General features: G+C 75.1%; 24 protein-coding genes. 11 read left to right on the top strand and 13 right to left on the bottom strand.

What is annotated here, in order from left to right; translation table 11 throughout:
• The first annotated feature begins 65 nt into the window (after window positions 1-65).
• The gene (holA, locus tag ACRYR9_RS07870) at window positions 66-1,088 is read left to right on the top strand and encodes a DNA polymerase III subunit delta (protein WP_432494412.1); all 1,023 of its coding nucleotides are present in this window, start codon (window positions 66-68) and stop codon (window positions 1,086-1,088) included.
• A 78-nt stretch (window positions 1,089-1,166) separates the two neighbouring features.
• On the opposite strand, the gene rpsT is transcribed toward holA, so the two are convergent.
• Window positions 1,167-1,427 (bottom strand): 30S ribosomal protein S20, encoded by a 261-nt coding sequence (gene rpsT / locus ACRYR9_RS07865; RefSeq protein WP_432494414.1) that lies wholly within the window; start codon window positions 1,425-1,427, stop codon window positions 1,167-1,169.
• 299 nt (window positions 1,428-1,726) lie between these two features.
• Between rpsT and ACRYR9_RS07860 the strand changes: the two genes are divergently transcribed.
• Window positions 1,727-2,938 carry a cation:proton antiporter domain-containing protein gene (locus ACRYR9_RS07860; protein ID WP_432494416.1) on the top strand — a complete coding sequence of 404 codons (1,212 nt, stop codon included), beginning with the start codon at window positions 1,727-1,729 and terminating at the stop codon, window positions 2,936-2,938.
• 19 nt (window positions 2,939-2,957) lie between these two features.
• Here the strand turns inward: ACRYR9_RS07860 and ACRYR9_RS07855 are convergent, their stop codons facing one another.
• Window positions 2,958-3,947: a DUF4349 domain-containing protein gene (locus ACRYR9_RS07855; RefSeq protein WP_432494418.1), complete on the bottom strand. Its 990-nt coding sequence runs from the start codon at window positions 3,945-3,947 to the stop codon at window positions 2,958-2,960.
• A 148-nt stretch (window positions 3,948-4,095) separates the two neighbouring features.
• Between ACRYR9_RS07855 and lepA the strand changes: the two genes are divergently transcribed.
• Window positions 4,096-5,952 (top strand): translation elongation factor 4, encoded by a 1,857-nt coding sequence (gene lepA, locus ACRYR9_RS07850; protein WP_432494420.1) that lies wholly within the window; start codon window positions 4,096-4,098, stop codon window positions 5,950-5,952.
• A 42-nt stretch (window positions 5,953-5,994) separates the two neighbouring features.
• On the opposite strand, the gene ACRYR9_RS07845 is transcribed toward lepA, so the two are convergent.
• On the bottom strand, window positions 5,995-6,849 hold the full coding sequence (locus tag ACRYR9_RS07845; RefSeq protein ID WP_432494422.1) for an alpha/beta fold hydrolase: 855 nt from the start codon (window positions 6,847-6,849) through the stop codon (window positions 5,995-5,997).
• Window positions 6,850-7,071: 222 nt separating this feature from the next.
• Between ACRYR9_RS07845 and ACRYR9_RS07840 the strand changes: the two genes are divergently transcribed.
• Window positions 7,072-7,275 carry a cold-shock protein gene (locus ACRYR9_RS07840; RefSeq protein ID WP_432494424.1) on the top strand — a complete coding sequence of 68 codons (204 nt, stop codon included), beginning with the start codon at window positions 7,072-7,074 and terminating at the stop codon, window positions 7,273-7,275.
• Between the two features lie 104 nt (window positions 7,276-7,379).
• On the opposite strand, the gene ACRYR9_RS07835 is transcribed toward ACRYR9_RS07840, so the two are convergent.
• Both ACRYR9_RS07835 and ACRYR9_RS07830 read right to left on the bottom strand, forming a co-directional pair.
• Window positions 7,380-8,063 carry a hypothetical protein gene (locus tag ACRYR9_RS07835; protein WP_432494426.1) on the bottom strand — a complete coding sequence of 228 codons (684 nt, stop codon included), beginning with the start codon at window positions 8,061-8,063 and terminating at the stop codon, window positions 7,380-7,382.
• A 42-nt stretch (window positions 8,064-8,105) separates the two neighbouring features.
• Window positions 8,106-8,903, bottom strand: coding sequence for a DUF1206 domain-containing protein (locus ACRYR9_RS07830; RefSeq protein ID WP_432494428.1), 798 nt, complete (start codon window positions 8,901-8,903; stop codon window positions 8,106-8,108).
• Between the two features lie 82 nt (window positions 8,904-8,985).
• Here ACRYR9_RS07830 and hemW point away from each other — a divergent pair, with 82 nt between their 5' ends.
• The 3 genes from hemW to ACRYR9_RS07815 all read left to right on the top strand — a co-directional run bounded on the left by hemW (window position 8,986) and on the right by ACRYR9_RS07815 (window position 12,255).
• Entirely contained in the window at window positions 8,986-10,194 is a 1,209-nt protein-coding gene (hemW, locus tag ACRYR9_RS07825) for a radical SAM family heme chaperone HemW (protein WP_432494430.1), read from the top strand.
• 113 nt (window positions 10,195-10,307) lie between these two features.
• Window positions 10,308-10,610, top strand: coding sequence for a hypothetical protein (locus ACRYR9_RS07820; protein ID WP_432494432.1), 303 nt, complete (start codon window positions 10,308-10,310; stop codon window positions 10,608-10,610).
• An 82-nt stretch (window positions 10,611-10,692) separates the two neighbouring features.
• Window positions 10,693-12,255: a pectinesterase family protein gene (locus ACRYR9_RS07815; protein ID WP_432494434.1), complete on the top strand. Its 1,563-nt coding sequence runs from the start codon at window positions 10,693-10,695 to the stop codon at window positions 12,253-12,255.
• Here ACRYR9_RS07815 and ACRYR9_RS07810 read toward each other — a convergent pair.
• From ACRYR9_RS07810 to ACRYR9_RS07785, 6 genes are read right to left on the bottom strand one after another with little or no spacing between them, the layout of a single operon-like run.
• On the bottom strand, window positions 12,220-13,050 hold the full coding sequence (locus ACRYR9_RS07810) for a sialate O-acetylesterase (protein WP_432494436.1): 831 nt from the start codon (window positions 13,048-13,050) through the stop codon (window positions 12,220-12,222). The two genes, ACRYR9_RS07815 and ACRYR9_RS07810, sit on opposite strands and share 36 nt — an antisense overlap.
• A complete protein-coding gene (locus ACRYR9_RS07805; protein WP_432494438.1) occupies window positions 13,047-14,495 on the bottom strand; it encodes a Gfo/Idh/MocA family protein in 1,449 nt (482 codons plus the stop codon). Before ACRYR9_RS07805 ends, ACRYR9_RS07810 begins: the two co-directional genes overlap by 4 nt.
• Window positions 14,492-15,490 carry a carbohydrate ABC transporter permease gene (locus ACRYR9_RS07800; RefSeq protein WP_432494440.1) on the bottom strand — a complete coding sequence of 333 codons (999 nt, stop codon included), beginning with the start codon at window positions 15,488-15,490 and terminating at the stop codon, window positions 14,492-14,494. The genes ACRYR9_RS07805 and ACRYR9_RS07800 overlap by 4 nt, the downstream gene beginning before the upstream one ends.
• Window positions 15,483-16,439, bottom strand: a complete 957-nt coding sequence (locus ACRYR9_RS07795; RefSeq protein ID WP_432494442.1) for a carbohydrate ABC transporter permease — start codon at window positions 16,437-16,439, stop codon at window positions 15,483-15,485. Before ACRYR9_RS07795 ends, ACRYR9_RS07800 begins: the two co-directional genes overlap by 8 nt.
• On the bottom strand, window positions 16,436-17,749 hold the full coding sequence (locus ACRYR9_RS07790) for an ABC transporter substrate-binding protein (protein WP_432494444.1): 1,314 nt from the start codon (window positions 17,747-17,749) through the stop codon (window positions 16,436-16,438). The genes ACRYR9_RS07795 and ACRYR9_RS07790 overlap by 4 nt, the downstream gene beginning before the upstream one ends.
• A complete protein-coding gene (locus ACRYR9_RS07785) occupies window positions 17,746-19,080 on the bottom strand; it encodes an ABC transporter substrate-binding protein (protein WP_432494446.1) in 1,335 nt (444 codons plus the stop codon). Before ACRYR9_RS07785 ends, ACRYR9_RS07790 begins: the two co-directional genes overlap by 4 nt.
• A gap of 386 nt (window positions 19,081-19,466) precedes the next feature.
• Between ACRYR9_RS07785 and ACRYR9_RS07780 the strand changes: the two genes are divergently transcribed.
• Window positions 19,467-20,516 (top strand): LLM class F420-dependent oxidoreductase, encoded by a 1,050-nt coding sequence (locus ACRYR9_RS07780; protein WP_432494448.1) that lies wholly within the window; start codon window positions 19,467-19,469, stop codon window positions 20,514-20,516.
• Between the two features lie 4 nt (window positions 20,517-20,520).
• On the opposite strand, the gene ACRYR9_RS07775 is transcribed toward ACRYR9_RS07780, so the two are convergent.
• Together ACRYR9_RS07775 and ACRYR9_RS07770 are read right to left on the bottom strand one after the other, a co-directional pair.
• The gene (locus tag ACRYR9_RS07775) at window positions 20,521-21,087 is read right to left on the bottom strand and encodes a DUF4870 domain-containing protein (RefSeq protein ID WP_432494450.1); all 567 of its coding nucleotides are present in this window, start codon (window positions 21,085-21,087) and stop codon (window positions 20,521-20,523) included.
• A gap of 118 nt (window positions 21,088-21,205) precedes the next feature.
• Entirely contained in the window at window positions 21,206-22,075 is an 870-nt protein-coding gene (locus ACRYR9_RS07770; protein WP_432494452.1) for a DUF3097 domain-containing protein, read from the bottom strand.
• Between the two features lie 121 nt (window positions 22,076-22,196).
• On the opposite strand from ACRYR9_RS07770, the gene hrcA reads away from it, so the two are divergent.
• Genes hrcA through ACRYR9_RS07755 form a run of 3 tightly spaced genes read left to right on the top strand, consistent with a single transcriptional unit; the run spans window position 22,197 to window position 24,939 of the window.
• Window positions 22,197-23,240, top strand: a complete 1,044-nt coding sequence (gene hrcA / locus ACRYR9_RS07765; protein ID WP_432494454.1) for a heat-inducible transcriptional repressor HrcA — start codon at window positions 22,197-22,199, stop codon at window positions 23,238-23,240.
• Between the two features lie 39 nt (window positions 23,241-23,279).
• Entirely contained in the window at window positions 23,280-24,404 is a 1,125-nt protein-coding gene (gene dnaJ, locus ACRYR9_RS07760) for a molecular chaperone DnaJ (RefSeq protein ID WP_432494456.1), read from the top strand.
• A 34-nt stretch (window positions 24,405-24,438) separates the two neighbouring features.
• A complete protein-coding gene (locus ACRYR9_RS07755; protein ID WP_432494458.1) occupies window positions 24,439-24,939 on the top strand; it encodes a DUF1648 domain-containing protein in 501 nt (166 codons plus the stop codon).
• Window positions 24,940-25,076 lie beyond the last annotated feature (137 nt).

The following is a 25,076-nucleotide window of genomic DNA, read 5'->3' as shown; positions in this document are numbered from 1 at the left end:
GGTGGTGGAAATTCGACGCACAGTCCTCAGGCGGTGGCGTCGGCACCTGGTGGCAGGCTGTGGCCGTGCCCGCCAGGACCACCCCCGCCCGTGCCGCGAAGAAGCCGTCGTCCGCGGCACCGGCCCCGCACGACCTCGAACCCGCACCGGTGGTGCTGCTCACCGGCTCCGAGGACCACCTGGCGGACCGGGCGCTGACCGCGCTGGTGACCCGGCTGCGCGAGCGCGACCCCTCCTTCGAGCGCACCGACGTCGCCGCCGCCGGCTACCAGAAGGGGCAGCTGGCCACCTGGGCGTCGCCGTCGCTGTTCGGTGAGCGGTCCCTGCTGCTCGTCGACGGCGTCGACGCCGCCACCGACGCGTTCGTGGAGGACGTGCTGGAGTACCTGCCGGTGCCCGCCGAGCACGTCGTCCTGGTGCTGCGCCACCGCGGCGGCAACCGGGCGCGCAAGCTCCTGGAGGCCGCCCGCACCGCCCCCGGGGCGGTGGAGGTGACGTGCCAGCCGCTCAAGCGCGACCAGGACAAGGTGGACCTCGTGCTGGCCGACGCCCGCCGCGCCCGCCGCCGCATCGACCTGGAGGCCGCCCGCGCCCTGGTGGCGGCGCTCGGCGGCGACCTCGGTGAGCTCGTCGCGGGCCTGGACCAGCTGCTGACCGACACGGAGGGGACCGTCACCGAGGCCGACGTGCACCGCTACCACGCCGGCCGGCGGGAGGCCACGGGCTTCGAGGTGGCCGACGCCGCCGTGGCCGGGGACGCGGGCCGGGCGCTGGCGCTGGTGCGGCACGCCGAGGCCACGGGCGTGCCCGGTGTCGTGATCGTCGCCGCGCTGGCGTCCCGCCTGCGGCAGCTCGCGAAGGTGGCCTCCACCCGCGGGCGCAGCGCCGACGTGGCCCGCGACCTGGGCATGGCGCCCTGGCTGGTGGACAAGGTGCGCCGGGAGGTGCAGGGCGTGTCCGCGGAGGGCATGGCCGAGGCCATCCTGGCGGTGGCGGCCGCCGACCACGCCGTCAAGGGCGGCGGCCTGGACGGGGCGTTCGCCGTGGAGCGCGCCGTGCGGGTCACGGCGGCCGCCCGCGAGCGCTGAGCGCGTCGCGCGGGGGGCCCGGGGACGACGCAGGGCCGGCCCCCTGGTGGGGACCGGCCCTGACGGGTGAGCCGGAGCTCAGGCCTTGGTGGCGATCTTGGCGATGGCCGACTTGCGGTTGGCCGCCTGGTTCTTGTGGATCACGCCCTTGCTGGCGGCCTTGTCCAGCTTGCGGCTCGCGTGCTTCAGGGCGGCGGCGGTCTTCTCGGCGTCACCGGCGGCGACGGCCTCGCGGAAGGCGCGCACGGCGGTGCGCAGCTCCGACTTCACGGCCTTGTTGCGCACGCGCGCCTTCTCGGCCGTGAGGATGCGCTTCTTCTGGGACTTGATGTTCGCCACGGGGCGTTCCGTCTCCTTGCGGTCGAGCTGATCGGTGTCAGAGGGCGGCCGGGGCACCTGGACTCCGGCGTGGGGTACCGGGGGTGAGGGTGATCGGCCGTGACCTCCGCACGAGGAGGCGAAGGCGTCGTCCAGGGTAGCAGGGGGTGCGGTCCCCGCCCGACTCCCGAACGGGCGCCGAGGTGCCGGGGTGCCCGGCTGCGCTCGCGCGCCGGCGAGCGCTGCGGCATGGTCCACTCCGACGTCCGGCCCCGACGCGCACCCCGACCGCACCGGAGGCGCGCACCGCAGGAGATCCCGTGCACCACCTCCACCTGACCTACGCCGTCCTGGGCACGAGCGGCGTGGTGCTGGCGCTGGCCAGCCGCCGCGTGCGCCGGTGGCCGCTGAGCGAGCCGCTCGTGGCGCTGCTGCTCGGCGTCGCCCTCGGCCCGCACCTGCTCGGGGTGGTGGACCTTCCCGCCGAGCGGCGGGACCTGCTGCTGCTGGAGGGCTCGCGGCTGCTGCTGGCGTGGTCGGTGACGGCGGCGGCGCTGCGCTTCCCGGCGCACGAGCTGCGGGCGCTGGTGCGCCCGGCCCTGCTCCTGCTGGCCGTGGTGATGCCGCTGTCCGCGCTCCTGGGTGGTGCTGCGGCGCTGCTGACGGGCCTGCCGCTGGCGGCCGCGCTGCTGGTGGGGGCGTGCCTGTGCCCGACCGACCCGGTGCTGGCGGCGTCCGTGGTCTCCGGGGACCTGGCCGAGTCCACCCTCCCCGCCCGGCTGCGGCAGGTGCTGACGGTGGAGAGCGGCGCCAACGACGGCCTGGCCCTGCCGCTGGTGGCCCTGGCGCTGGCGGCGGTGCTGCCGCAGGAGAGCGCGGGCAGCGCCGTGGCGGGCCTGCTGCAGGAGGTGCTGGTCGGCACCGCCGTGGGGCTGGCGGCCGGCTGGATGGCCGGGCGCGGGCTGCGCCTGGCCTCCGGGCGGCAGGCCCTGGGGGACGGGCCTCGCCTGGTGTTCACGCTGCTGCTGGCCGTGGCGGTGCTGGGGGTGGCGCGGGTGCTGGGCGGTGACGGGGTGCTGGCCGCGTTCGTCGCGGGGCTGGCGTACAACCGGCTGGTGCCGGACAGCGACCGCAGCCCGCAGGACGCCGTCGACGAGGCCGTCAACCGCTACGCGGTGCTGCCGCTGTTCCTGCTGCTGGGGGCGGTGCTGCCCTGGGGCGGCTGGTTGGACCTGGGGCCCGGGGCGCTCGCGTTCGCCGCGCTGGTGCTCCTGGTGCGCCGGCTGCCGGTGGTGCTGGCGCTCTCGCGCCCGCTGGGTCTGCGCGGGCGCGACGCGCTGTTCGCCGGCTGGTTCGGCCCGATGGGCGTCAGCGCGCTGTTCTACCTCGCGCACAGCCTGCACCGGGGGGTGCAGGACCCCCGCGTCTTCGCGGCGGGCACGCTGGCGGTGGCCGTCAGCGTGGTGGCGTTCGGGGTCAGCGCCTCCCCGCTGACCCGGCTGTACGGCCGGACCGGGGAGCGGGCGCGCTGAGCACCACCCCTGCGTCGCCTCAGCCCTGCGTCGCCGGGGGCGTCGCGGTCCGGGGGCGCCGGCGGTGCAGCAGCACGAGCGGCACGGCCGCGGCCGCCAGCGGCACCGCGAACGGCAGCACGACGCCGAGGACGACGGCGGCCGCCCGCAGCACCCCCAGCAGCGCCGCCCAGCCGGTGGCCAGGCCCCCGGTGAAGCCACCGGGCCCCTGTGCGGTGGCCGTCGCCGGCGCCGCGCGCGAGAGGGAGACCTCCACGCTCGCCAGGGCGACCCGGTCGGCCAGGACCCGCTGCCGCGCCAGCAGGGCGTCCAGGTCCGCCTGCCGGCGGGCGATCTCCCCCTCCACGGCGAGCACGTCGGCGACGCTGCCGGCCTGCGGCAGGCGGTCGCGGAACGCGGCGAGCACGGCGCGCGCGGAGGTGGCGCGGCTGTCGACGTCGGCGACCTCGGCGGTGACGTCGGTGGCGGTGGTGCTGCGCTCCACCTGCCGTCCCAGGGCCGCCACCTCGTCGAGCACCTGCTCCAGGCGCTCGGCGGGCACCCGCAGCGTCAGGTGCGCCTGCGCGGGGCCGGTGCCCCCGCCGGTGCTGCCGGCGGCGACGAACCCGCCGGCGGCGCGGGTGAGGTCCGCGACCCGGTCCGCGGCCGTCGCCGGGTCGTCCACGGTGACCGCCAGGGCGGCGGTGGAGACCACGGAACGCCCGGTGACGTCGTCGGCGAGCCCGGTGCCGGCGAGCCCGGCCGGGACCGCGCCCGCCGCGTCCTGCGCGGCAGCGGCCTCGTCCCCGGCGGCCGCCTCCGCTGCCACGGGGCCGCCGGCACCGGCGGAGTCGTCGGAGGACGCCTCGGACCCGGCACCGGACCCGGTGCAGGCCGCGAGCACGGCGGCGAGGAGCACGGCCGGCAGCGCCCGGCGCCACGCCGCCGGGCCCGCGCGCAGGCAGCCGGCCGCCGGGACGGCCGGGGGGACGTCGAGGGGGGAGCGGGAGGTGGTGGGTCCAGTGCGCACGGGGGCCTCCTGAGGTGCGGTCGCCGTGACCGTGCGGCTGTGACGCGGCCCCGGCCCCACCGGTTCCCGGGGACCGCTCCAGCGGCCGCGTGCGACGATGGGGGTCCACGACCGTGCCGACGAGAGGTGCACCCCGCCCGTGTCCCCGATGGCCGCGAACGCTCCGGCTCCCGCTTCCACGCCGCCGGAGCTGCTGCGCAACTTCTGCATCATCGCCCACATCGACCACGGCAAGTCGACGCTGGCCGACCGGATGCTGCAGCTGACCGGGGTCGTGGACGCGCGGGCGATGCGCGCGCAGTACCTGGACCGCATGGACATCGAGCGCGAGCGCGGCATCACCATCAAGTCGCAGGCCGTGCGCATGCCCTGGGGCCTGGGCGGTACCGACTACGCCCTGAACATGATCGACACCCCCGGGCACGTGGACTTCACCTACGAGGTCTCGCGCTCGCTGGCGGCGTGCGAGGGCGCGGTGCTGCTCGTGGACGCCGCGCAGGGCATCGAGGCGCAGACCCTGGCGAACCTCTACCTCGCCATGGAGAACGACCTCACGATCATCCCGGTGCTGAACAAGATCGACCTGCCGGCGGCGCAGCCGGAGAAGTTCGCCGAGGAGCTGGCCGGCCTCATCGGCTGCCAGCCGGAGGACTGCCTGCGCGTCTCGGGCAAGACGGGCGCGGGCGTCGAGCCGCTGCTCGACGAGATCGTCAAGCAGGTCCCCGCGCCGGTGGGCGACCCGGACGCCCCGGCCCGCGCGATGATCTTCGACTCCGTCTACGACACCTACCGCGGTGTCGTCACCTACGTCCGGGTGATCGACGGCCACCTCTCCCCGCGCGAGCGCATCGCGATGATGTCGACGCGGGCCACGCACGAGCTGCTGGAGATCGGGGTGAGCTCCCCGGAACCCGCGCCGTCGAAGGGCCTGGGCGTCGGCGAGGTCGGTTACCTCATCACCGGCGTGAAGGACGTGCGCCAGTCCAAGGTCGGCGATACCGTCACCAACGCGGCGAAGCCGTCGACGCAGGCGCTGGGCGGTTACCGCGACCCCAAGCCGATGGTCTACTCGGGCCTGTACCCGATCGACGCCTCGGACTACCCCGCGCTGCGCGAGGCCCTGGACAAGCTCAAGCTCAACGACGCCGCGCTGTCGTACGAGCCGGAGACGTCCGCCGCGCTCGGGTTCGGTTTCCGCATCGGGTTCCTGGGCCTGCTGCACCTGGAGATCGTCCGCGAGCGGCTGGAGCGGGAGTTCAACCTCGACCTCATCTCCACCGCGCCCAGCGTGGTGTACGAGGTGACGATGGAGGACCGGAAGGTCGTCACCGTCACCAACCCCTCGGAGTTCCCCGAAGGCAAGGTGTCCGAGATCCGCGAGCCCGTCGTCAAGGCGACGGTGCTCGCGCCGGCCGAGTTCATCGGCGCCATCATGGAGCTGTGCCAGCAGCGCCGCGGCGAGCTGCAGGGCATGGACTACCTGTCCGAGGAGCGCGTGGAGATGCGCTACCGCCTGCCGCTGGCCGAGATCGTGTTCGACTTCTTCGACCAGCTGAAGTCCCGCACCCGCGGGTACGCCTCCCTGGACTACGACGTGGACGGCGACCAGGTCGCGGACCTGGTCAAGGTGGACGTCCTGCTGCAGGGGGAGCAGGTCGACGCGTTCAGCGCGATCGTGCACAAGGACAAGGCGTACTCCTACGGCGTGATGATGGCCGGCAAGCTCAAGGACCTCATCCCGCGGCAGCAGTTCGAGGTGCCGATCCAGGCGGCGGTGGGTGCGCGGATCATCGCGCGCGAGAACGTCCGCGCGATCCGCAAGGACGTCCTGGCCAAGTGCTACGGCGGTGACATCACCCGCAAGCGCAAGCTGCTGGAGAAGCAGAAGGAGGGCAAGAAGCGCATGAAGATGGTGGGGCGCGTCGAGGTCCCCCAGGAGGCGTTCATCGCCGCGCTGTCCTCCGACGCCGCCGGCGACAAGGCCAAGGACAAGGCGAAGAAGTAGCAGGAGCGGGGCCGGCGCGGTTCGCGCCGGCCCCGCGAGTGCTCAGCCGCCCTGGGAGGCGACCCCGGCGCGCTGCAGCACGCGCAGCACCGCGTCGGCGACGACGTCGGGCCGGTCCACCGGCACGAAGTGGTTCGCGTCGTCCACGCGGGTCAGGTTCGCGCCGGGCACGTCGCGGGCCAGGCGCTCGCCGTAGCGGGGTTTCATCTGCCTGTCGCGCATGCCCCAGACCACTTCCAGCGGCAGGTCCAGGCGCGGCAGGAACGGCGCCACGGCCTGGGTGTAGACGGAGTCCGCCGCCCGCAGGTGCCGTGCCAGGCGGTGGCCGCCGCCGGGTTCCAGCCACGGGGCGACGAAGCGGTCCACCGCCTGCCCGGCGCGGTCCTGGTGGGTGAACAGCGGCCGCAGCGCGGTGCGCAGCACCTTCTCCAGGGCACCGGCCGGCAGGCGCTCGAGCACCGGCCAGGCGAGCTTGAGGGCCTTGATGCCGGGCACGGGCCAGCCGTCGTAGCAGACGCCGTCGACGACCACGGCTCCCGCCACGCGCTGCGGCGCCGTGGTCGCCAGGATCTGCGTGACGCCACCGCCCAGGTCGTGCCCGACCACGACGGCGCGCTCCTCGCCGAGGGTGTCCAGCAGGTCCAGCAGGGCCGAGGCCTGCGACGCGATGTCGACCCCGGTGCCCGCCGGGGCGGGGGAGCCGCCGTAGCCGAGCATGTCCACGGCCACCACGCGGGCGTGCTCGTGCAGGCGCGGCACGACGTCCCACCACAGGGTGTGGTTGGTGGGGATGCCGTGCACGAGCAGCACCAGGGGGCCGGAGTCCCCGGCGCGCCACACGTTCCGCGAGCGCCCGGCGACGTCGATGGTCTCTGTGCGTCCGATCGGGAGTTCCACGGCACCAGCGTGGGACAGGGAGCCTCCGGTGGCACTTCGTGCGCCGGCGCCCACCGCCTCGACGGGCACCGGTCGGCGGGGTGCTAAGGTCTTCACCAGTCGCTGTTCTCGATGTGCTTCACACGCCCCGGGGATCGTTTCCGAGGGTCGTACAGCTTTCCAATCAGGTCAGCCCCTCGGCGGCTAGCTCTGTTCGCAGGGCGTCGTACCTGAGGAGGCCTCATGGCTCAGGGAACTGTCAAGTGGTTCAACGGCGAGAAGGGCTTCGGCTTCATCGCCCCCGAGGACGGCTCGGCCGACGTGTTCGTCCACTTCAGCGAGATCACGGGCAGCGGTTTCCGCAGCCTCGACGAGAACGACCGCGTCGAGTACACCGTGACGCAGGGCGCCAAGGGCCCGCAGGCCAGCCAGGTCACGCGTCTCTGACCAGTTCGGTCACGCGTCCCTGACGCGACCGGCCCGGCACGACCCCCGCACCGTTCCGGTGCGGGGGTCGTGCTGTTCCCACCGGCGCCCGGCGCCGCGGGAGGTCAGTCCTCGAAGCCCGCGCTGGCGGTGACGGTCCCCGGGGCCACCTCGGTGAACCCCCCGTCACGCACGTCGACGCGCTCACCCGCGGGCAGCACCGGTGCCCCGGTCAGCACCCGCACCCGGAAACCCCCGGCCGCCCACGCAGAGGTGAGCAGCGCCGGCGACCGTTCCCAGGCGAGCTGCGCGGCGTGCCCGACCTGGGCGGCGGCCTTGCCGGTCGTCATCCGCACCCCGGGGTGCAGCCGGATCGTCAGCACGCCGGGCGCGGCGGCCGGCGCGCTCGTGCCCTCGGGGTCGGGCAGGTCCAGCCCACCGACCTGCAGCGGTCTGAGCAGCGCGGGCACCTCCTCGCGCGGGTGCGGGGCGAACGCGCGCACCACCGCGTCCCCGCTGCGCGCCTGCACGTGCGGCAGTTCCGCGGTGCGCTCCCACCGCACCCCGCGCGCCCGGCGGGTGATCTTGCGGATCCGCCGTCCGCGCCAGGCGGCGACCGCGTCGTGGAACTCCCCGCCCGCAGCGGTGGTGCGCTCGTCGGCCAGCAGCAGCACCACGGCGCGGGCGGCGGCCACCAGGAGGTCGGTGTGCGCCGGGAGCGGATCGCGCTCCACGCGCGCCACGAGCGAGAGCGCCCACGGCTCGTCCTCGCCCGGCAGGACCCGCGGGGTGCTCGTCGGCTGCGTCACGCCGGGAACGCTACCTGCGCGCCGCCCGGCCGCCCGGACGGTTCAGGCGCGGCGGCGGCGCCGCGCCGTGAGCAGTTCGAACAGGGCGTAGGCCGCCAGGCCCAGCGCCACGACCGTCAGCAGCACGCGCCCGTACGGCTGCTGGGCGATCTCGTGGAACGCGGCGTCCAGACCGCGCGACTTGGCGGTGTCGCCGTTCGCGGACAGCACCACCAGCACGCCGAGGACGCCGAACGCGACGCCGCGCGCCACCCAGCCCGCCACGCCCAGCGCCGTCAGGGCGGGGGAGAGGGAGCCCTCGACCTTGTCCTCGAACTTCTTCATCAGCCCGCGCACCGCCAGCCCGACGCCGACGCCGGCGACCACCAGGCCGACCACCACGACGAGCACCGCCCCGCCCGGGGCCTCCAGCACCCGCTGCGTCAGCGTCTGCTGCTGCTGCCCGCTCGAGGTGCCGCCGCCGAACAGGAACCGGGCGCTGGTCACGCCCAGCACCGCGGCCACCACGGCCTTGACGACGGCCTTGACGCGGTCCGCGGCCCCGTCGGCGGCCACCGCGGCGAAGACCTGCCAGACGACCATCGCGGCGAAGCCGAGCGTCAGCAGGGCCAGCAGCACCTGGCCGAACGGCTGGGCCGCGATGCGGGACATCGCGCCGGAGGTGTCGGCCTGGGCGGGCGCGGTGCCGAACGCGATCTGCAGCGCCAGCCACGCCACCAGCAGGTACACGACCCCCTCGGCGAGCACGCCGACGCGGCCCACCCGCTTCACGGTGGTCTCGTGGCGCTCGGCGAAGCGTTCCCCCTGGCGGGCGGTCTCCTTGACGTCGTTGCCGGACATGGGCACATGGTGGGACCGCGCGCACCGCACCGCACCCCGGCGGGCGTCCGGGGCGGTGCGTGCGCCGGGTGACACTGGAGGGGTGCCGAGCTCCCTGCCCGACGGCGAGGCCGTCCCGACCGACGGCGCCCTGCCCCCCACCGCCCTGGCCGGTGCCGCCGAGCGCACCTTCGGGGTGTACCTGCACGTGCCGTTCTGCGCGGTGCGCTGCGGCTACTGCGACTTCAACACGTACACCGCCACCGAGCTGGGCGGTGGCGGCTCGCAGGCCGCCTACGCCGCCACCGCCGCCGCCGAGGTCGACCTGGCCGCCCGCGTGCTGGGCGCGGCCGCCCGCCCGGCGTCCACGGTGTTCTTCGGCGGCGGCACGCCCACCCTGCTGCCGGCCGGCGACCTCGCGGCGATGCTCGGCGCGGTGCGCGAGCGCTTCGGCCTGGAGCCGGGTGCGGAGGTCACCACCGAGGCCAACCCCGACTCGGTGACCCCCGAGGCGCTGGCGACGCTGGCCGCGGCCGGGTTCACCCGCGTCTCCTTCGGCGTGCAGTCGGCGGTGCCGCACGTGCTGGCGGTGCTGGACCGCACCCACGACCCGCGCCGCGTGCCCGAGGCGGTGCGCTGGGCGCGCGAGGCCGGCCTGGACGTCAGCCTGGACCTCATCTACGGCACGCCGGGGGAGTCCACGGACGACCTGCGCCGCAGCCTGGACGAGGCGCTGGCGTGCGAGCCGGACCACGTCTCGGCGTACGCGCTCATCGTGGAGGAGGGCACCCGGCTGGCCGCGCGCATCCGCCGCGGGGAGGTCCCGGCGCCCGAGGACGACGACGAGGCCGACAAGTACGAGGTCGTCGACGACGCGCTGAGCGCCGCGGGGTTCTCCTGGTACGAGGTGAGCAACTGGGCCAGGAAGCCGGAGTCCGCCTGCCGGCACAACCTGGCCTACTGGCGCGGCGGCGACTGGTGGGGCGTCGGCCCGGGTGCGCACAGCCACGTCGGCGGGGTGCGCTGGTGGAACGTCAAGCACCCCAGCGCCTACGCCGGCCGCCTGGGCAGCGGGCAGAGCCCCGCGCACGCCCGGGAGGTGCTCTCCCAGGAGGACCGGCGCACCGAGGACGTCCTGCTGCGCTCGCGGCTGGCGGAGGGGTTCGACCCCGCGTGGTGGGGTGCGCGCCCGGCGGCGGCGCAGCTGCTGCTCGACGGCCTGCTGGAACCCGTTCCCGGAGGGCGGGTCGCGCTCACCCGCCGCGGGCGCCTGCTCGCCGACGCCGTCGTCCACCGTCTCCTGGGCGGCTGAAGCCGCCCCCGGGGCCGAGGCACCGCGACCCGCCGGGACCCGCCCACGCCGCGCCGACCGGGGCGGTAGCGTCGTCGCACCGCGGCAGCGCGCCGCGCGGAGGAGGTCTCGCGGTGGAACCCGGGCTGTTCCTGGTGGTCTTCTCGCTGTTCCCCGTGGTCTTCGGGCTCGTGGTCGTCGGGATCCTCGTCGCCGTCGTGGTGCGGCTGGTGCGTGGGCCGGGAGGGGCCGACAACGGGCGGGGCGGCCGGGCGCGGGCCGGTGGCGCCTTCCTGCCCAGCGCCGTCGCCGGTCCCGCGGACGGCGGCTGGCCCGGTTCCGGCGGTTCCGGCGACTCGTGCGGCGACGGCGGCTCCTGGGGCGGGTCCGCCGACGGGGGCGGATCCTCCGGGGGCGACGGCGGCGGTTCCTGCTGACCGGTCCCCGTCGGGGCGCGGCCACCGGTTGCGGGGACGGCAGGGGGTGCGGATGCGAGAAACCGGTTACTAGAGTGCCTGCGTGCCCTCCACCCTCACGGTCGGCGACGACGCCGACCTCCTCCCGGACATCGCGACCGCGCTCGCCGACCCGGACGCCACCGAGATCGTCGTGCGGCCCGGCCGGTACGTCGAGCACCTGCGCATCGAGCCGCGCCGCGCACCGCTGACGATCCGCTCGTCCACCGGCCGGGCCGAGGACGTGGTCGTCACCTTCGACCTGCGCCAGGGCGACCGGGACCGCACCGGGCTGCCGCACGGGCAGGCGTGCGCCACCGTGACCGTGGCCGCCGACGACGTGACGCTGGCGGACCTGACGGTGGAGAACGCCTTCGACCGGTTCGCGAACCCCGGGCTGCCGGACTCGCAGGCGATCGCGCTGCGCACCCTGGGCGACCGCGTCCGCATCGAGCGCTGCCACCTCCTCGGCCGGCAGGACACCCTGCTGCTGGACGCGCCGGGGTGGTCCGACGTGCGGCACGTGCACCTGCGCGACTGCCTGATCACCGGTGACGTGGACTTCGTGTACGGCCGGGCCACCGCCGTGGTCGAGGGCGGGGAGGTGCGCAGCACCGGGCCCGGCTGGATCAGCGCACCCAGCACCGCGCGGGAGAACCCCCGCGGGTTCCTGTTCTCCGGCGTGCGGCTGACCGGGCCCGGTCTGGAACCGGGCAGCGTGCGGCTCGGCCGGCCGTGGCACCCCGGCGGCAAACCCGACGCGGTGGGGCAGGCGTGGTTCGTCGACTGCCACCTCGGCGAGCACGTCGCCCCCGACGCCTGGGACGACATGGGCGGTTTCAGCTGGCGCGAGGCCCGGTTCGGCGAGCGCGGCAGCACCGGCCCCGGAGCTGCGCCCGGCCGGCCGGGGATCCCCGGGACGGCCGGCGCGACCCCCGGCGAGTGGCTCGCCGGGTGGGACGGGCCCCCGGCCCCGACCGGGCGGATCGTCGTCGTCTCCGACTCCACCGCCTCGGAGTACCCGCCCGAGCGCGCCCCGCGCACCGGGTGGGGCCAGGTCCTGCACGAGCTCACCGGCACCGAGGTGCTGGACCTGGCGGTCTCCGGGGCGAGCAGCCGCAGCTTCCTCGAGTCCGGTGCGCTCGACGACGCGCTGGCACGGTTGCTGCCCGGGGACCTGCTGCTCGTGCAGTTCGGGCACAACGACCCCAAGGAGGGGGAGCGTTTCGCCGACGTGCACCGCGCCTACCCGGCCAACCTGCGCCGGGCGGTCGTCGGGGCCCGCGCGCGGGGCGCCACCCCGGTCCTGCTGACCCCCGTGGAACGCCGGTGCTTCGACGAGCGCGGCCGGGCCCGCTCCACCCACGGCGGCTACCCCTCGGCCGTGCGGGCGCTCGCCGCGCGGGACGGCGTCGCGCTGGTGGACCTCACCGCGGCGAGCCGGGCCCTGTGGCAGCAGCAGGGCGCCGAGGGCAGCAAGGCGTCGTTCCTGTGGCTCGAACCGGGCCGGTGGCCCGGGTTCCCCGACGGCGAGCGCGACGACACGCACCTGTCCGCGGCCGGGGCCCGGGCCGTCGCCGGCCTCGTCGCCTCACGGTTGCGCGTGCTCGGGCTCCTGCGCAGCTGAGGCCGCCACCGGGACGGGCGAGCGCCCGCGCGCCCCCAGGTACGCCTCGAAGTACGCCGCACCCAGCAGCCGCTGCCCCTGCGCGTCCAGGTGGGTGGTCACGTCGTGGACGTGACCGGGCGGGGGAGCGGGCGCGAAACCCGTCCCCGGCACCCGGTGGGGGGTCCCGGCCAGCGCAGCCGCCACCCCGGCGTGCCCGGGGTGCGCGGCCAGCCGCTCGGCCGGCAACTGCCCCACGAGGAACGGCGCGTCCGGTGCCGTGGGGACCCGCTCGCGGAACCGCGCGATCAGCTCGTCCAGGTCGGCGGCGTACTCCCGCTCCGTGCGGCCGCGCCCGCCGTCGGTCTCGCCCTGGTGCCACAGCACCGCCGCGACGCGGCTGCCCGGCCCGGCCGCGCGCAGCGCCGCGCCCACGTGCGCCACGGCCTCCTCGAACAGGTTCGGCACGCCCGGCAGGTGCAGGCCGACCTTCCACACCCCGGGGTGGCTGCCGTGGGCGCGGAACCCGGTGCCGCCCACGGCGGCCGGCACGAGCAGGACGCGGCGCTGCGGCGGCAGGGTCGCGAGCAGCAGCGCCGCGAACGGGCCACCCGGGCCCATCCCGCCGGGCGGGTGGTGCAGCAGCGGGGCCAGCGGCTCGCGCGCCGGCACGATGCGCCCCGCGTCCGGTCCGGTCGCCGCGAACACCTCGATGCGCGGGTCGCGCGCGTCCCGGCCGTCCGGCTCGAAGTCCGTGTTGGTGCCGCTCGCGTTGGACTGGCCCAGGACGACGACGAGCTCGTACCCGCCGTTCACCGGCCGCCGGCCTCGTCCAGCGGCAGGCCGAAACCGGACAGGCGCACCGCGTCCCCCGTCTCCAGGGACAGGTTCCCCGCCACCCCGACCAGGACGCTGCGCACCCCGTCGAGGTACCCGGCCTGCCGCCGCAGGGGGTCCTCGCCGGGCCCGCGCAGCACGTCGTCCAGGAGCATCGCGTCGCCGCCGCCGTGGGCGCCGGCACCCTCGGGGATCGGCACCTGCACGGGTGCCTCCCAGTGCCGCTGCAGCAGCAGGCGCGAACCCCACGGGCGCAGCGACTGCGCCGCCAGGGTCGCCTCGTCGGGCTGGGCGCTGGGGTCCACGACCGGCCGGTCCTTGCCCAGCGGGCCGCCGGAGGTGACGGCCTCGGCGCTGACGTGGCTGCGCTCGACGACCTCCAGCTCCAGCCGGCCCCGGGTGCCGTTGAACGCGACGCGGTAGCCCTCCCAGGGGGCGTGGGCCGTCAGCGTGTAGGCCATCGACGTGCCGCGCGCGTACCCCACGGCGAGCGTGAGGTTGTCCTCGGCGGTGATGCCGTCGGAGAAGACGTCGCGGTCGCGGTGGTAGCCGTCGACGCGCTCGCCCTCCAGGAACAGCCTGCGCATCCGCTCGTCGGCGGCCAGGTCCAGCACGAACGGGTCGCCGGTGCCGACGCCGTCGCGACCCAGGCCGGGGCGATCCCCGAGGCCGCGGCGCTCGGCGTTCTCGCGCCCGTAGAAGCGCAGCCCGCCGAGCGCGAACACGGTCTCGGGGACGTCCGCGAGCCACCAGTTCACCAGGTCGAAGTGGTGGGTGGACTTGTGCACCAGCAGACCACCGGAGTTGCGCTTGTCGCGGTGCCAGCGGCGGAAGTAGTCCGCGCCGTGGACGGTGTCCAGGCACCACTCGAAGTGGACCGAGGTGACCTGGCCGATCTCGCCGTCCTGGATCAGCCGGCGCGCCAGGGAGTTGCGGGGGGAGTAGCGGTAGTTGAACGTCACCACGAGCCGGGCGGTGGAGCGCTGCGCCGCCGCGACGATGTCCCGCAGGCCCTCGGCGTCGATGGTCAGGGGCTTCTCGCACACCACGTCCACCCCGGCGTCCAGGGCGGCGACCACGTAGGCGGCGTGCGTGACGTCCGGGCTGGTGACCACGACCGCGTCGACGTCGCCGGAGGCGAGCAGGTCGGCGAAACCCTCCGGGGTGCAGTGGCGCGGCGGCACGGTGACACCGCGGCCGGCCAGGTGCTCGTCGTAGTAGGACATGCGGACCTCGTTGGTGTCGACGAGGGCCACGACCTGCCCGACGTCGGCGTGGGTGCCGGTCAGGGCGTCGAGGTACATCTGCGAGCGGCCACCGGTGCCGACGACGGCGTACCGCCTGCGGTGCCGCGCGAGCTCGTCGCCGGTGCCGGCGGTGCTGGGTGCGGTGCTGGGCGCGGTGCCCGGTGAGGTGGTGGTCACTTCATCCCCGTCGTCGAGATCCCGTTGAGCAGGTAGCGCTGGCCGATGAAGAAGAACGCCACGACCGGCAGCAGGGAGACGACCGACATCGAGAACATCGGCCCCCAGTCGCTGGCGCCCTCGGCGGACATGAACTGCCGCAGGGCCAGCGGCACGGTGAACAGGTCCGAGTCGGTCAGGTAGAGCAACGGCCCGAAGAAGTCGTTCCAGCTGGAGATGAACGTGAAGATCGCCACCGTGGCCATGGCCGGCACGGTCAGCGGCATGATCACGCTGAGGTACGTGCGGTAGGGGCCGCATCCGTCGATCTTCGCGGCGTCCTGCAGCTCCATGGGCAGGGCGCGCATGAACTGCACCAGCAGGAAGACGTAGAACGCGTTCGTCGCCAGGAACGCCGGCACCGTGAGGGGCAGGTAGGTGTTGACCCACCCGAGCTTGGCGAAGATGACGTACTGCGGGATGAGCACCACGTGCGCCGGCAGCAGCATCGTGCCCAGCATGGCGGCGAACCAGAGCTTGCGTCCGCGGAACCGCAGGCGGGCGAAGGCGTACGCCGCCATCGAGCACGACAGCAGGTTCCCCGCGATGTTCAGCACGGCCAGGATGAGGGAGTTGACCAGGTACAGCTCGAAGGGGTGCTCCAGCGCGCTCCACCCGGCCGCGTAGTTGCCGACCTGCACGTCGGACGGGATCAGCCCGGAGTCGGCGAAGACCCGCGCGCTGGGTTTGAACGAGGCCGAGAGCATCCACAGCAGCGGGTAGAGCATGACGATGCCGACGCCCGCCAGCACGACGTGGCGCAGGAACCGGCTGCGGGCGCTGCCGGTCAGCTCCTCCTGGTACGTGTCCACGCCGCGCAGCCGGGAGGCGGCCGAGCGCGCGAAGGCGGAGGTGCGCCGGACCTGCGAGACGGGCGCCGCCGGGGACGTGGGGGGCGCGGCGGCCGTGCCGCCCACCCGGGTGGAGGTCTTCACGGGGGCTGCGGGCTCAGTCATCGTAGAACACCCAGTACTTGGAGACGAGGAAGTTGAGGGCGGTGAAGAACGCGATCACGACGAACATGACCCACGCCAGGGCGCTGGCGTAGCCCATGTCGAAGCGCTGGAAACCCTGCTGGTACAGGTACAGGTTGTAGAAGAGGGTGGACTCCGCCGGGCCCCCCGAGCCGCCCGAGAAGACGAAGCCCTGCGTGAACGTCTGCAGGGACCCGATGAGGCCGAGCACGAGGTTGAAGAAGATGACCGGGCTCAGCAGCGGAAGCGTGATCGACCGCAGCTGACGCCACCAGCCGGCCCCGTCGACGGACGCCGCCTCGTAGTACATGACGGGGATCTGCCGCAGCCCGGCGAGGAAGATGACCATGGACGCGCCGAAGCTCCACACGCTGAGGGTGACCAGCGTGAGCAGCGCCCAGTCCGGGTCGGTGACCCACCCGGGGCCGGCGATGCCGAAGAACCCCAGGAACCGGTTGACGATGCCGTCGTGGCCGAAGATGGAGCGCCACAGCATGACGATGGCGACGCTCGTGCCGATCAGGGACGGCAGGTAGAACACCGACCGGTAGAACTTCAGGCCCCGGACGCCCTTGTTGAGCAGCATCGCCACGGCGAGCGCGCTGACCAGCGAGACGGGGACGGAGACGAAGGTGTAGACCAACGTCACCCGCGTCGACGTGGCTACCTTGGGGTCCTCCGCCAGCCGGGAGAAGTTCTCGGTCCCGATCCAGTTCGGCGACTGCAGCAGGTTGTAGTCGGTGAAGGCCAGCCACAGCGACACCCCGAAGGGGATCACCGTGAACAGCAGGCCGACCAGCCAGGGGGCCAGGAACACGTAGGCGGCGCGCTCCTCGGCCGCCGCGGCACCGCCGCGTCGCTCGCGCGCCGGGCGCGTCGTGCCCCGGACCTGCAGGGCGCCGGGTGCGGTGCCGGTGGCCGTGGTGCTCACGAGGCGGCCCGCTCGAGGCTCGCACGCGCGTCGGCCACGAACTTCTCGCCGGCCTGCTGCGGCGTCATCCGGCCGAACTCGACCTCGGTGCCGATGCTCACCAGGTTGTCGGCGATCTCCCCGGCGCCGGCGGGTTCGAGGTGGTACGGCGGCAGGTCCTCCTCCTGCAACCGCACCAGGAAGTCCACGAAGGTCTTGCCGTCCTCCGGCAGCGTCTCGCCGACGGCGGCGGCGACCTGGGGGTTGACCGGCACGCCGAGCAGGGCCGAGCGCGCGGTGAAGGACGCCGGGTCGTTGGTGAGGTAGTCGATCAACGCCGCGGCCTCCGCCGGGTGCTTCGATGCGGCGGCCTGCGCCCACAGCAGCGTCGGGGTGACCTGGTAGCCGGGGGTGGGCGACTCGCCGGGGAAGCGGACGAGCTGGAGCACCCCGTCGAGCGTGGTGTTGTGGTCGGCGAACACGTTCGCGGGGATCGACTGCGAGGCGACCAGGCCCCTGCCGAGGGCGGAGTCCTCCACGGTCTGCCCCTGGTCGTCGAGCAGTCCCGCCGGGGGGTAGCCCCCGGCGGCGCGCAGGTCCACGGTCATCTGGAAGTAGTCGGCGAGGGTCCCGGCCGACATGCCGAGCTGCCCATCGGCGGTGTAGAGCTCCTCGCCGTGCTGGCCCGCCCACAGGGCCACGGTGGGCGTCCAGGGGATGTTGTACCCGGTGCCGTAGGTCGAGCCGCCGCTCGCCCGGGTGACGGCGGCGTTGAACTCGCGGAAGTCGTCCCAGGTCCAGGTGCGGTCGTCGGGCACGGTGAGCCCCAGCTCGTCCAGGACCCTGCGGTTGTAGACCAGGCCCGGCGTGGTGGTCCCGGTGGGGACGGCGTAGACCGTCCCGTCCAGCCGGGCGCCGTCCAGCGAGCTGTCCGGCAGGGCGTCCAGCCGCAGGACGTCGCCGTGCTCCCCGAGGTCCGCGAGGACGCCGCGCGAGGCGTACTCGCCGAGCCACCGGCCCACGAGGAACGTGACGTCCGGCGGGCTCCCGGCGGCGAACTTCGTGTTCAGCTTGTCCGGGTAGCTGGACACGTCCATCCACTCCAGCCGCACCCGGACACCGGGGTTCTGCTCGTGGTACGTCGCGAAGGCCGACTCGTACATCTGCGCCTGGCTCGCGCTGGCCCAGGCCATGACGGTCAGCTCGACCTCGCCGTCGTCGCCGCCGGTGGATGAACCGCTGCCGCCGAACCTCCCGCAGCCGGTCAGCGCGAGCGCACCCGCCCCGGCCGCCAGGGCCGCGCGCCGGGGGACCGGCCTCGAGCCGATCACGCGCTCAGCTCGCTCTGACCGACGCGGACCAGGGCGTCGGCCGCCTGTTCCGGCGTCATCCGGCCGAACTCGATCTCCGTGGCGACGGTGCTGATCTCGCTGGCCATGGCGGTCGCCCCGCGGGGGTAGACGTACGTGGGGGGCAGGTCCTCCTGCTGCAGCGCCAGCAGGAACTCGGTGGCGGCCAGGTCGTCGGGGGACATCTTCGCCTTGACGGCCTCGGTCACCTCGGGGTTCGGCGGGACCCCTCGGGTGGTCATCATCTCGGTGTAGGCGTCCGGGTCGTTGACGAGGAAGTCCAGCAGCGCCGCCGCCTCGGCGGGGTGCTCGGACTGCGCCGACACCGACCACAGCATCGAGCAGTCCACGGACATGCCGCGGCGCACGCCGGTCGTCTCCCCGGGCATGCGCAGCATGACCAGGTCCCCGCCGCAGGCGCGGTTGTAGGCCCCCAGGTTGTTCGTGGGGATGAACTGGGAGGCGACCTTGTCCTGCGCGAGGAAGGACTGCTCGGCGCCGCTGCCGGTGACGTCGACGTACCCGGCCGGCGGCAGGGCGCCGGAGGCCCGGAACCGGACGTTCATCGCGTACCAGGCCGCGATGCTGGCGGCGTCGGCGCCCAGACCGCCGTCGGCGGTGTAGAAGTCCTGACCCTGCTGACGGGTCCAGATGATGTTGCCGGTCTCCGCCTCCATGGAGTACCCCGAGCCGTAGACGGCGCGGCCTGTGTTCTCCGTGATGGCGCGGCTGATCTCCTCGTAGTCCTCCCAGCTCCAGGTGTCCCCGTCGGGCAGGGGCAGGCCGGCGTCCAGGACGTGCTGCTTGCGGAACACCACGCCCACGGTGTTCAGGCCGGCGGCGATGCCGTACACGGTGCCGTCGACCGTGCCCAGGCCCACGACGCGGTCGTCGACCGCGGACAGGTCCACACCGGCGGCGTTCAGGTCGGCCAGGGCGCCGCGACCGGCGTACTCGCGCAGCGCCCGGTTGGGCACGGCCATGACGTCGGGGGCGTCGCCGGCGGCCACGCGGGTGGCGAGCTTGTCCTGGTAGGGGCTGGAGTCCTGGTAGTCCGTGCGCACGGTGATGCCGGGGTTCTTCTCCATGAACGTGGCGACGGCCGCCTCGGTGGCCTCGGCGCGGCTCGCGTCGCCCCACCAGGAGAAGCTCAGCTCGACGCCGTCGCCGCCGCTGTCGCCGCCGCTGCTGCTGAAGCGGCCGCAGCCGGCGAGCGCAGCGGCGCCCAGGGCGCTCAGCCCGAAGGCGCGGCGGCCGAGGTGCCGACCGCCCTGCGGGGGCGTGGGGGTGCTGGTGCGGGGCGGTGTCGTCATCGACTTCCTGTCCCTTCGTGGTGCCGGGTCGGTGGTGTCCCCGCTCGGTCTCGGGCGGCGGCGGGGTCGTCGTCGACCGGGTCCGCGGGTCCTGGGGGTGCAGCGGTGGTGCGCCTGCCGAGAACCCCTCCGGCCCTCGTCGGCCGGGGAGCACCCGTCCATCGAAAGTAACCGGTTTCCGCCGCCGGGTCCAGTGTCGCCGGGAATCGGTTTCCGGGTGTCGGGCGCTCCGGAACGCTGCCGTCGTGCTCGCCCGGGGCGAGGTGCGGGCGCGGAGCGGTCCACGCCCTCAGCGACCAGGAATCGGTTTCCGGAGAGCGCGGGGATTCTCCCGGTCGGGAGCCCGCGACGGGCGGCGACCGGCGCCGGTGGGCTAGGTTCGCGGCGTGCGCCTGGGAGTGAACCTCGGTTACCTGACCGGCGGGAACGCGGCGGCGGCGGCCGCGGACACCCTGGCGCTCGTGCGCGCGGCGGAGGACGCCGGTTGCGACAGCGCGTGGGTCGCCGAGGCGTACGGGTCCGACGCCGTCAGCGTCCTGGGCTGGCTGGCGGCGCAGACCTCGCGCATCGCCCTGGGCTCAGCGGTGCTGCAGGTTCCCGCCCGCGCCCCCGCCGCCACCGCGATGGCCGCCGCCACCCTCGACGCGCTCTCCGGCGGCAGGTTCCGCCTCGGCCTGGGCGTCTCGGGCCCGCAGGTCTCCGAGGGCTGGTACGGGCAGCGGTTCGCCGCTCCGCTGGCGCGCACCCGCGAGCACGTCGCGGTCGTGCGCGAGGTCCTGTCGCGCCGGCCGGTGCGCTTCGCCGGCGAGCACGTGCACCTGCCGCTGCCGGACGGCCCGGGCGTGCCGCTGCACCTGATGCTGCCCGCACCCCGCCCGGACCTCCCCGTCTACCTGGCCGCCGTCGGCCCGCGCAACGTGGAGCTGGCCGGGGAGGTCGCCGACGGGTGGCTGCCGGTGTTCCTGTCCCCGGAGGCCGCGGCGGAGCAGTTCGCGCCCCTGGCCGCCGGCCGCGCCCGCCGCACCGCCCCGCCCGTGCAGGACTTCGACGTGTGCGCGTCCGTGCCCGTGCTGGTCACCGACGCCACGGGCGAGGCCCGCCGCCAGGCCGAGGCGCCGGTGCGCCGGCACGTCGCCCTGTACCTGGGGGGGATGGGCTCGCGCTCGCAGAACTTCTACGCGTCCCTCGCCCGCCGCCTGGGGTTCTCCGACGCCGTCGACGAGGTGCAGGAGCACTTCCTCGCCGGCCGGCACCGCGAGGCCGCCGCCGCGGTGCCGGCGGGTTTCCTGGAGGCGACCTGCCTGGTGGGGCCGGCGGCGAGCCTGCGCGCGCGCCTGGACGACTACGCGCGCGCCGGCGTCACCACCGTGGCCCTGGTGCCGCAGGCGCCCGCGCTCGCCGACCGGGTGGCGGCGGTGCGGGCGCTGGCGGCGTGAGGCCTCAGCGGACCAGGCGGAGGATCAGCGGGTAGCGGTACGGGCGGCCGGAGTTCGCCGCGACGGCCGCCAGGATCCCGAAGACGGTCGCCGCGAGGAGCACCGCGACCGGGACGATCAGCAGCGGGAGCGCCAGCCCGAAGGTCACGGTCACCAGGATGCCGATCACCAGGCCGAGCACCGCCTCGTAGATGAACAGCGAGATGCTCGCGTTGAGCGCCTCGGCGGCGTGCTCGCGCACGAAGCGGCTGCGGTCCTTGAAGACGAGGAAGACCACCAGGGGGGCGAGCACCGGCAGGCTGATCCAGACGAGCAGGGTGCCCACGTGTGCCAGCACGCTCCAGGTGCGCTCGTCCTGCACGGACACGGGCGGCTTCTCCTGCCAGTGCGGCGGCTGCCCCGGGCCCTGCTGGTGCGGCCACGGCTGACCGTGCTGCTGCGCGGCCTCCTGCTCCGGCTGCCAGTCCGGGCGCCAGCCGGGCCGCCAGCCGGGCTCCTGCTCCCCGCCGGCGCCGGGGGCGTGCGGGTCCTTCGTGAAGTCGGGCCGGGGTGGCTGGTGCGGATCGCTCACGGTGTCCTCCTGGGCGTCGCCGGGGTTCGGGTCCGCGTCGATCCTCCCGCGCGCTCGGGCCCGGTGTCGTCCTCCCGCGGGGTGGTCCCGGGTGCGACGGGGGGAGGAGGCCGGCGCCTCAGCGGTCCGCCGCGTCCGCGGTGACGAAGTCCACCAGCTCCTCCACCCGGCCGAGCAGCGCCGGCTCGAGGTCGGCGTAGGTGCGCACGGTGCCGAGGATCCGCTTCCAGCCGTGCGCGACGTCGGCCTGCGTGGCGTGCGGCCAGCCCAGCTCGGCGAGGATGCCGTGCTTCCAGGACTGACCGCGCGGCACGCTCGGCCACCGCTGCCAGCCCAGGCGCTGCGGGCGCACGGCCTGCCAGACGTCGATGAACGGGTGGCCCACGACGAGCACGTGCGGGCTCCTCGAGACCGCCGCGACGATGCGCGACTCCTTGCTGCCGGCGACCAGGTGGTCCACGAGCACCCCGATGCGCCGCCCCGGCCCCGGGGCGAAGGAGCGCACCGCCGCGTCCAGGTCGTCCACGCCGTCGAGCATCTCCACCACGACGCCCTCCACGCGCAGGTCGTCGCCCCACACCTTCTCCACCAGCTCCGCGTCGTGGCGGCCCTCGACGAGGATGCGCGAGGCGCGGGCGGTGCGGGCCGGGGCGCCGGCCACGGCCACCGAGCCGCTGGCGGTGCGGGTGGGTGCCGCCGGGGCGGCCGGACCCCTGGGGGCGACCAGCCGCACCGGCTGCCCGTCCACCCAGAAGCCCGGGCCCAGCGGGAACGTGCGGGTGCGGCCCCGCGCGTCCTCCAGGACCACGACGTGCACGCCGCCGCTCTTCTCCACGCGCACCACCGCACCGACCCAGCCGGTCTCCACGTCCTCCACGACGAGGCCGCGCACCGCGGGTTCCTCGCGGTGCACCGGCCGCTGCGGGTGCGGGTTCGCGGACAGCACGTCGCTGCCGTAGCGGTCGGTGGACGGGCGCCGGGGACTCACCCGCGGCACGCTAACCAGGGCCGCGCGCCGCGCGGTGGAGGCGCGCTGGCCTAGACTTGGCACTCGATCGCCGGGAGTGCCAGGAACGGTGCCGGGTGGGCACGGGAGCAGGGGGTGGGGTGTGAGCGACGACCGCAGGCTCGCGGTGCTGCGCGCCATCGTGGAGGACTACGTCTCGACCCACGAGCCCGTGGGGTCCCGGGCCCTCGTCGAGCGCCACCGCCTCGGCGTGTCCCCGGCCACCATCCGCAACGACATGGCGGTGCTGGAGGAGGAGGGGTACATCGCCCAGCCGCACACCAGCGCCGGGCGCATCCCCACCGACAAGGGCTACCGCCTGTTCGTGGACCGCCTCGCCAACCTCAAGCCCATGTCGCCGGCCGAGCGCCGCGCCATCCAGGCCTTCCTCGACGGCGCCGTGGACCTCGACGACGTCGTGGACCGCACCGTGCGGCTGCTGGCGCAGATCACCCGCCAGGCCGCCGTCGTGCAGTACCCCTCGCTCTCGCGCGCCGCGGTGCGGCACGTGGAGGTGGTGCCCGTCGGGGGCCGCAGCGCGCTGCTGGTGCTCATCACCGACACCGGCCGCGTCGAGCAGCGCGTCGTCGACGTGCGCTCGGCCACCGACGTCGAGTCGCTGCCGGGCACCCTCGCGGCGCTGCGCGACCGCGTCAACGCCGCCGTGGCCGGCAAGCGGCTCAAGCAGGCGCGCGAGGAGCTCACCGCCGTCGTGCAGACCAGCCCGCCCGGTGAGATGGCGGTGACCGCCGAGGTCGTCGCCGCGCTGGGCGACTGCCTCAGCGCCGGGCTGGAGGAGCGCGTCGTCATCGCCGGCACCGCCAACCTGGTGCGCTCCGGCGCCCACGACCTGTCCACCTCCCTCGGCAGCGTGCTGGAGGCGCTGGAGGAGCACGTCGTGCTGCTGCGGCTGGTGCAGGAGATGACCGAGGAGGGCGGCGGCGACCGCGGCGGCCTGGCCGTGCGCATCGGGGCGGAGAACCTCCACCTCGGCCTGCCCGAGACGTCCGTGGTCACCAGCGGCTACGGCGAGGGCGAGGTGCTGGCGCGCCTGGGCGTGCTGGGCCCCACCCGCATGGACTACCCGACCACGATGGCGGCGGTGCGGGCGGTCTCCCGCTACGTCTCGCGCATCCTGTCCCAGTGACCCACCCGACCACCCCCCGACGGGAGACCTGAGCACCTCGTGAGCGACTACTACGACGTCCTCGGCGTCAGCAGGGACGCCTCGGCGGAGGACATCAAGCGCGCCTACCGCAAGCTGGCGCGCAAGCTCCACCCCGACGTCACCTCCGACCCGGACGCCGGGGACAGGTTCAAGGAGGTGTCCCAGGCCTACGAGACGCTGTCCAACCCCGACAAGCGCGCGCAGTACGACCGCGGCGGCGCGCCCGGCGGGCCCGGCGGCGGCTTCGGGCAGGGCTTCGGCTTCTCCGACATCATGGACGCCTTCTTCGGCCAGGGCGGTGCCGGCGGCGGCGGGCGCGGTCCGGTCAGCCGCACCCAGCGCGGCCAGGACGCCCTGATCCGCGTCGACGTCGACCTCGCCGAGGCCGCCTTCGGCGGCGAGCGGCAGATCCAGGTCGACACCGCCGTGCTGTGCCCCACCTGCAAGGGCACCTGCTGCCAGCCGGGCACCGAGCCCGCCACCTGCGACATCTGCCACGGGCAGGGCTCGGTGCAGCGCGTGGTGCGCTCCCTGCTGGGCCAGGTCATGACGAGCCAGCCGTGCCCGACGTGCCACGGCTTCGGCACCGTCCTGCCCTCCCCGTGCCTGGAGTGCACCGGGGAGGGGCGGGTGCGCGCCCGTCGGCCGCTGAACATCCGCATCCCCGCCGGCGTGGACACCGGCACCCGCATCCAGCTCGCCGCCCAGGGCGAGGTGGGCACCGCCGGCGGCCCGCCCGGCGACCTCTACGTGGAGATCCACGAGCGCCCGCACCCGGTCTTCACCCGTCGCGGCGACGACCTGCTCTGCACGTTGGAGGTGCCCATGACGGCCGCCGCCCTGGGCGCCTCCATCCCGCTGGAGACCCTCGACGGCACCGAGGAGGTCGACGTGCGCCCCGGCGCGCAGGGCGGGGAGGTCGTCACCCTGAAGCAGAAGGGCGCCGAGCACCTGCGCTCGGCCGGCCGCGGGGACCTGCTCGTCACCCTGGAGGTCGCCACCCCGCGCGACCTCGACGACGAGCAGGAGGAGCTGCTGCGCCGCCTGGCCGAGGTGCGCGGCGAGGTGCGCCCCGCCGGCAAGCTGTCCCCGGCCCACCACGGCGTCTTCTCCAAGCTGCGCGAGCGCTTCGGCGGTCGCTGACGCCCGGCGCGCGCCCCTGCGGCAGGGTGGGGGCGTGCGCGCGAAGCTGTTCGCCGGGTCGGTGGTCCTCTACGCCGCGGCCGTCGTCGTGGCGGCCCTGGTGCTGCCCGAACGGGTGCCCACCCACTTCGGCGGCAGCGGCGAGGCCGACGACTGGAGCAGCCGCACCGGGGCGGTCACGGTCTCCGCGCTGATCGGCGCGGCCCTCGCGGCGCTCTTCGCGGCCCTGGCCGCCGGGGTGCGGCGTCTGCCGGTGGACGTGGTCAACGTGCCGAACGCCTGGTACTGGAGGGCGCCGGAGCACGAGGCCGAGCTGCGCCGCCGCGCCGTCGGCGACCTGTGGGCCGTCGGCACGGCCACGATGCTGCTGCTGACCGCCGTCGAGGGCGCGATCGTGCAGGTGGCGCTGACGGGCACCGGCCGGCTGCCGTGGTGGTTCTTCGCCGTCTTCGGGACCTGGATCGCCGGCCTCCTGGTGTGGGCGCTGACCCTCGGCCCGACCCGCTACCGGGTGCCCGAGGGCGCCGGGCGCTGACCGGCACCCGCCGGGGTGCGGTCCAGCGACCGTCGGTGGGGGGGGGGGGGGGGGGGGGGGGGGGGGGGGGGGGGGGGGGGGGGGGGGGGGGGGGGGGGGGGGGGGGGGGGGGGGGGGGGGGGGGGGGGGGGGGGGGG

This window comes from Kineococcus auxinigenes (genome assembly GCF_050871525.1).
Taxonomy (GTDB): Bacteria; Actinomycetota; Actinomycetes; order Actinomycetales; family Kineococcaceae; genus Kineococcus.
Note: the sequence above shows the minus strand (reverse complement) of the source record. Positions and strands in the feature narration are given on the sequence as shown.

Excerpts from the sequence above, each read along its gene's own strand:
- ACRYR9_RS07785 (WP_432494446.1), bottom strand. The coding sequence starts at position 19,080 with ATGACGACACCGCCCCGCACCAGCACCCCCACGCCCCCGCAGGGCGGT.
- lepA (WP_432494420.1), top strand. The coding sequence starts at position 4,096 with ATGGCCGCGAACGCTCCGGCTCCCGCTTCCACGCCGCCGGAGCTGCTG.
- ACRYR9_RS07830 (WP_432494428.1), bottom strand. The coding sequence starts at position 8,903 with ATGTCCGGCAACGACGTCAAGGAGACCGCCCGCCAGGGGGAACGCTTC.
- ACRYR9_RS07800 (WP_432494440.1), bottom strand. The coding sequence starts at position 15,490 with ATGACTGAGCCCGCAGCCCCCGTGAAGACCTCCACCCGGGTGGGCGGC.
- ACRYR9_RS07840 (WP_432494424.1), top strand. The coding sequence starts at position 7,072 with ATGGCTCAGGGAACTGTCAAGTGGTTCAACGGCGAGAAGGGCTTCGGC.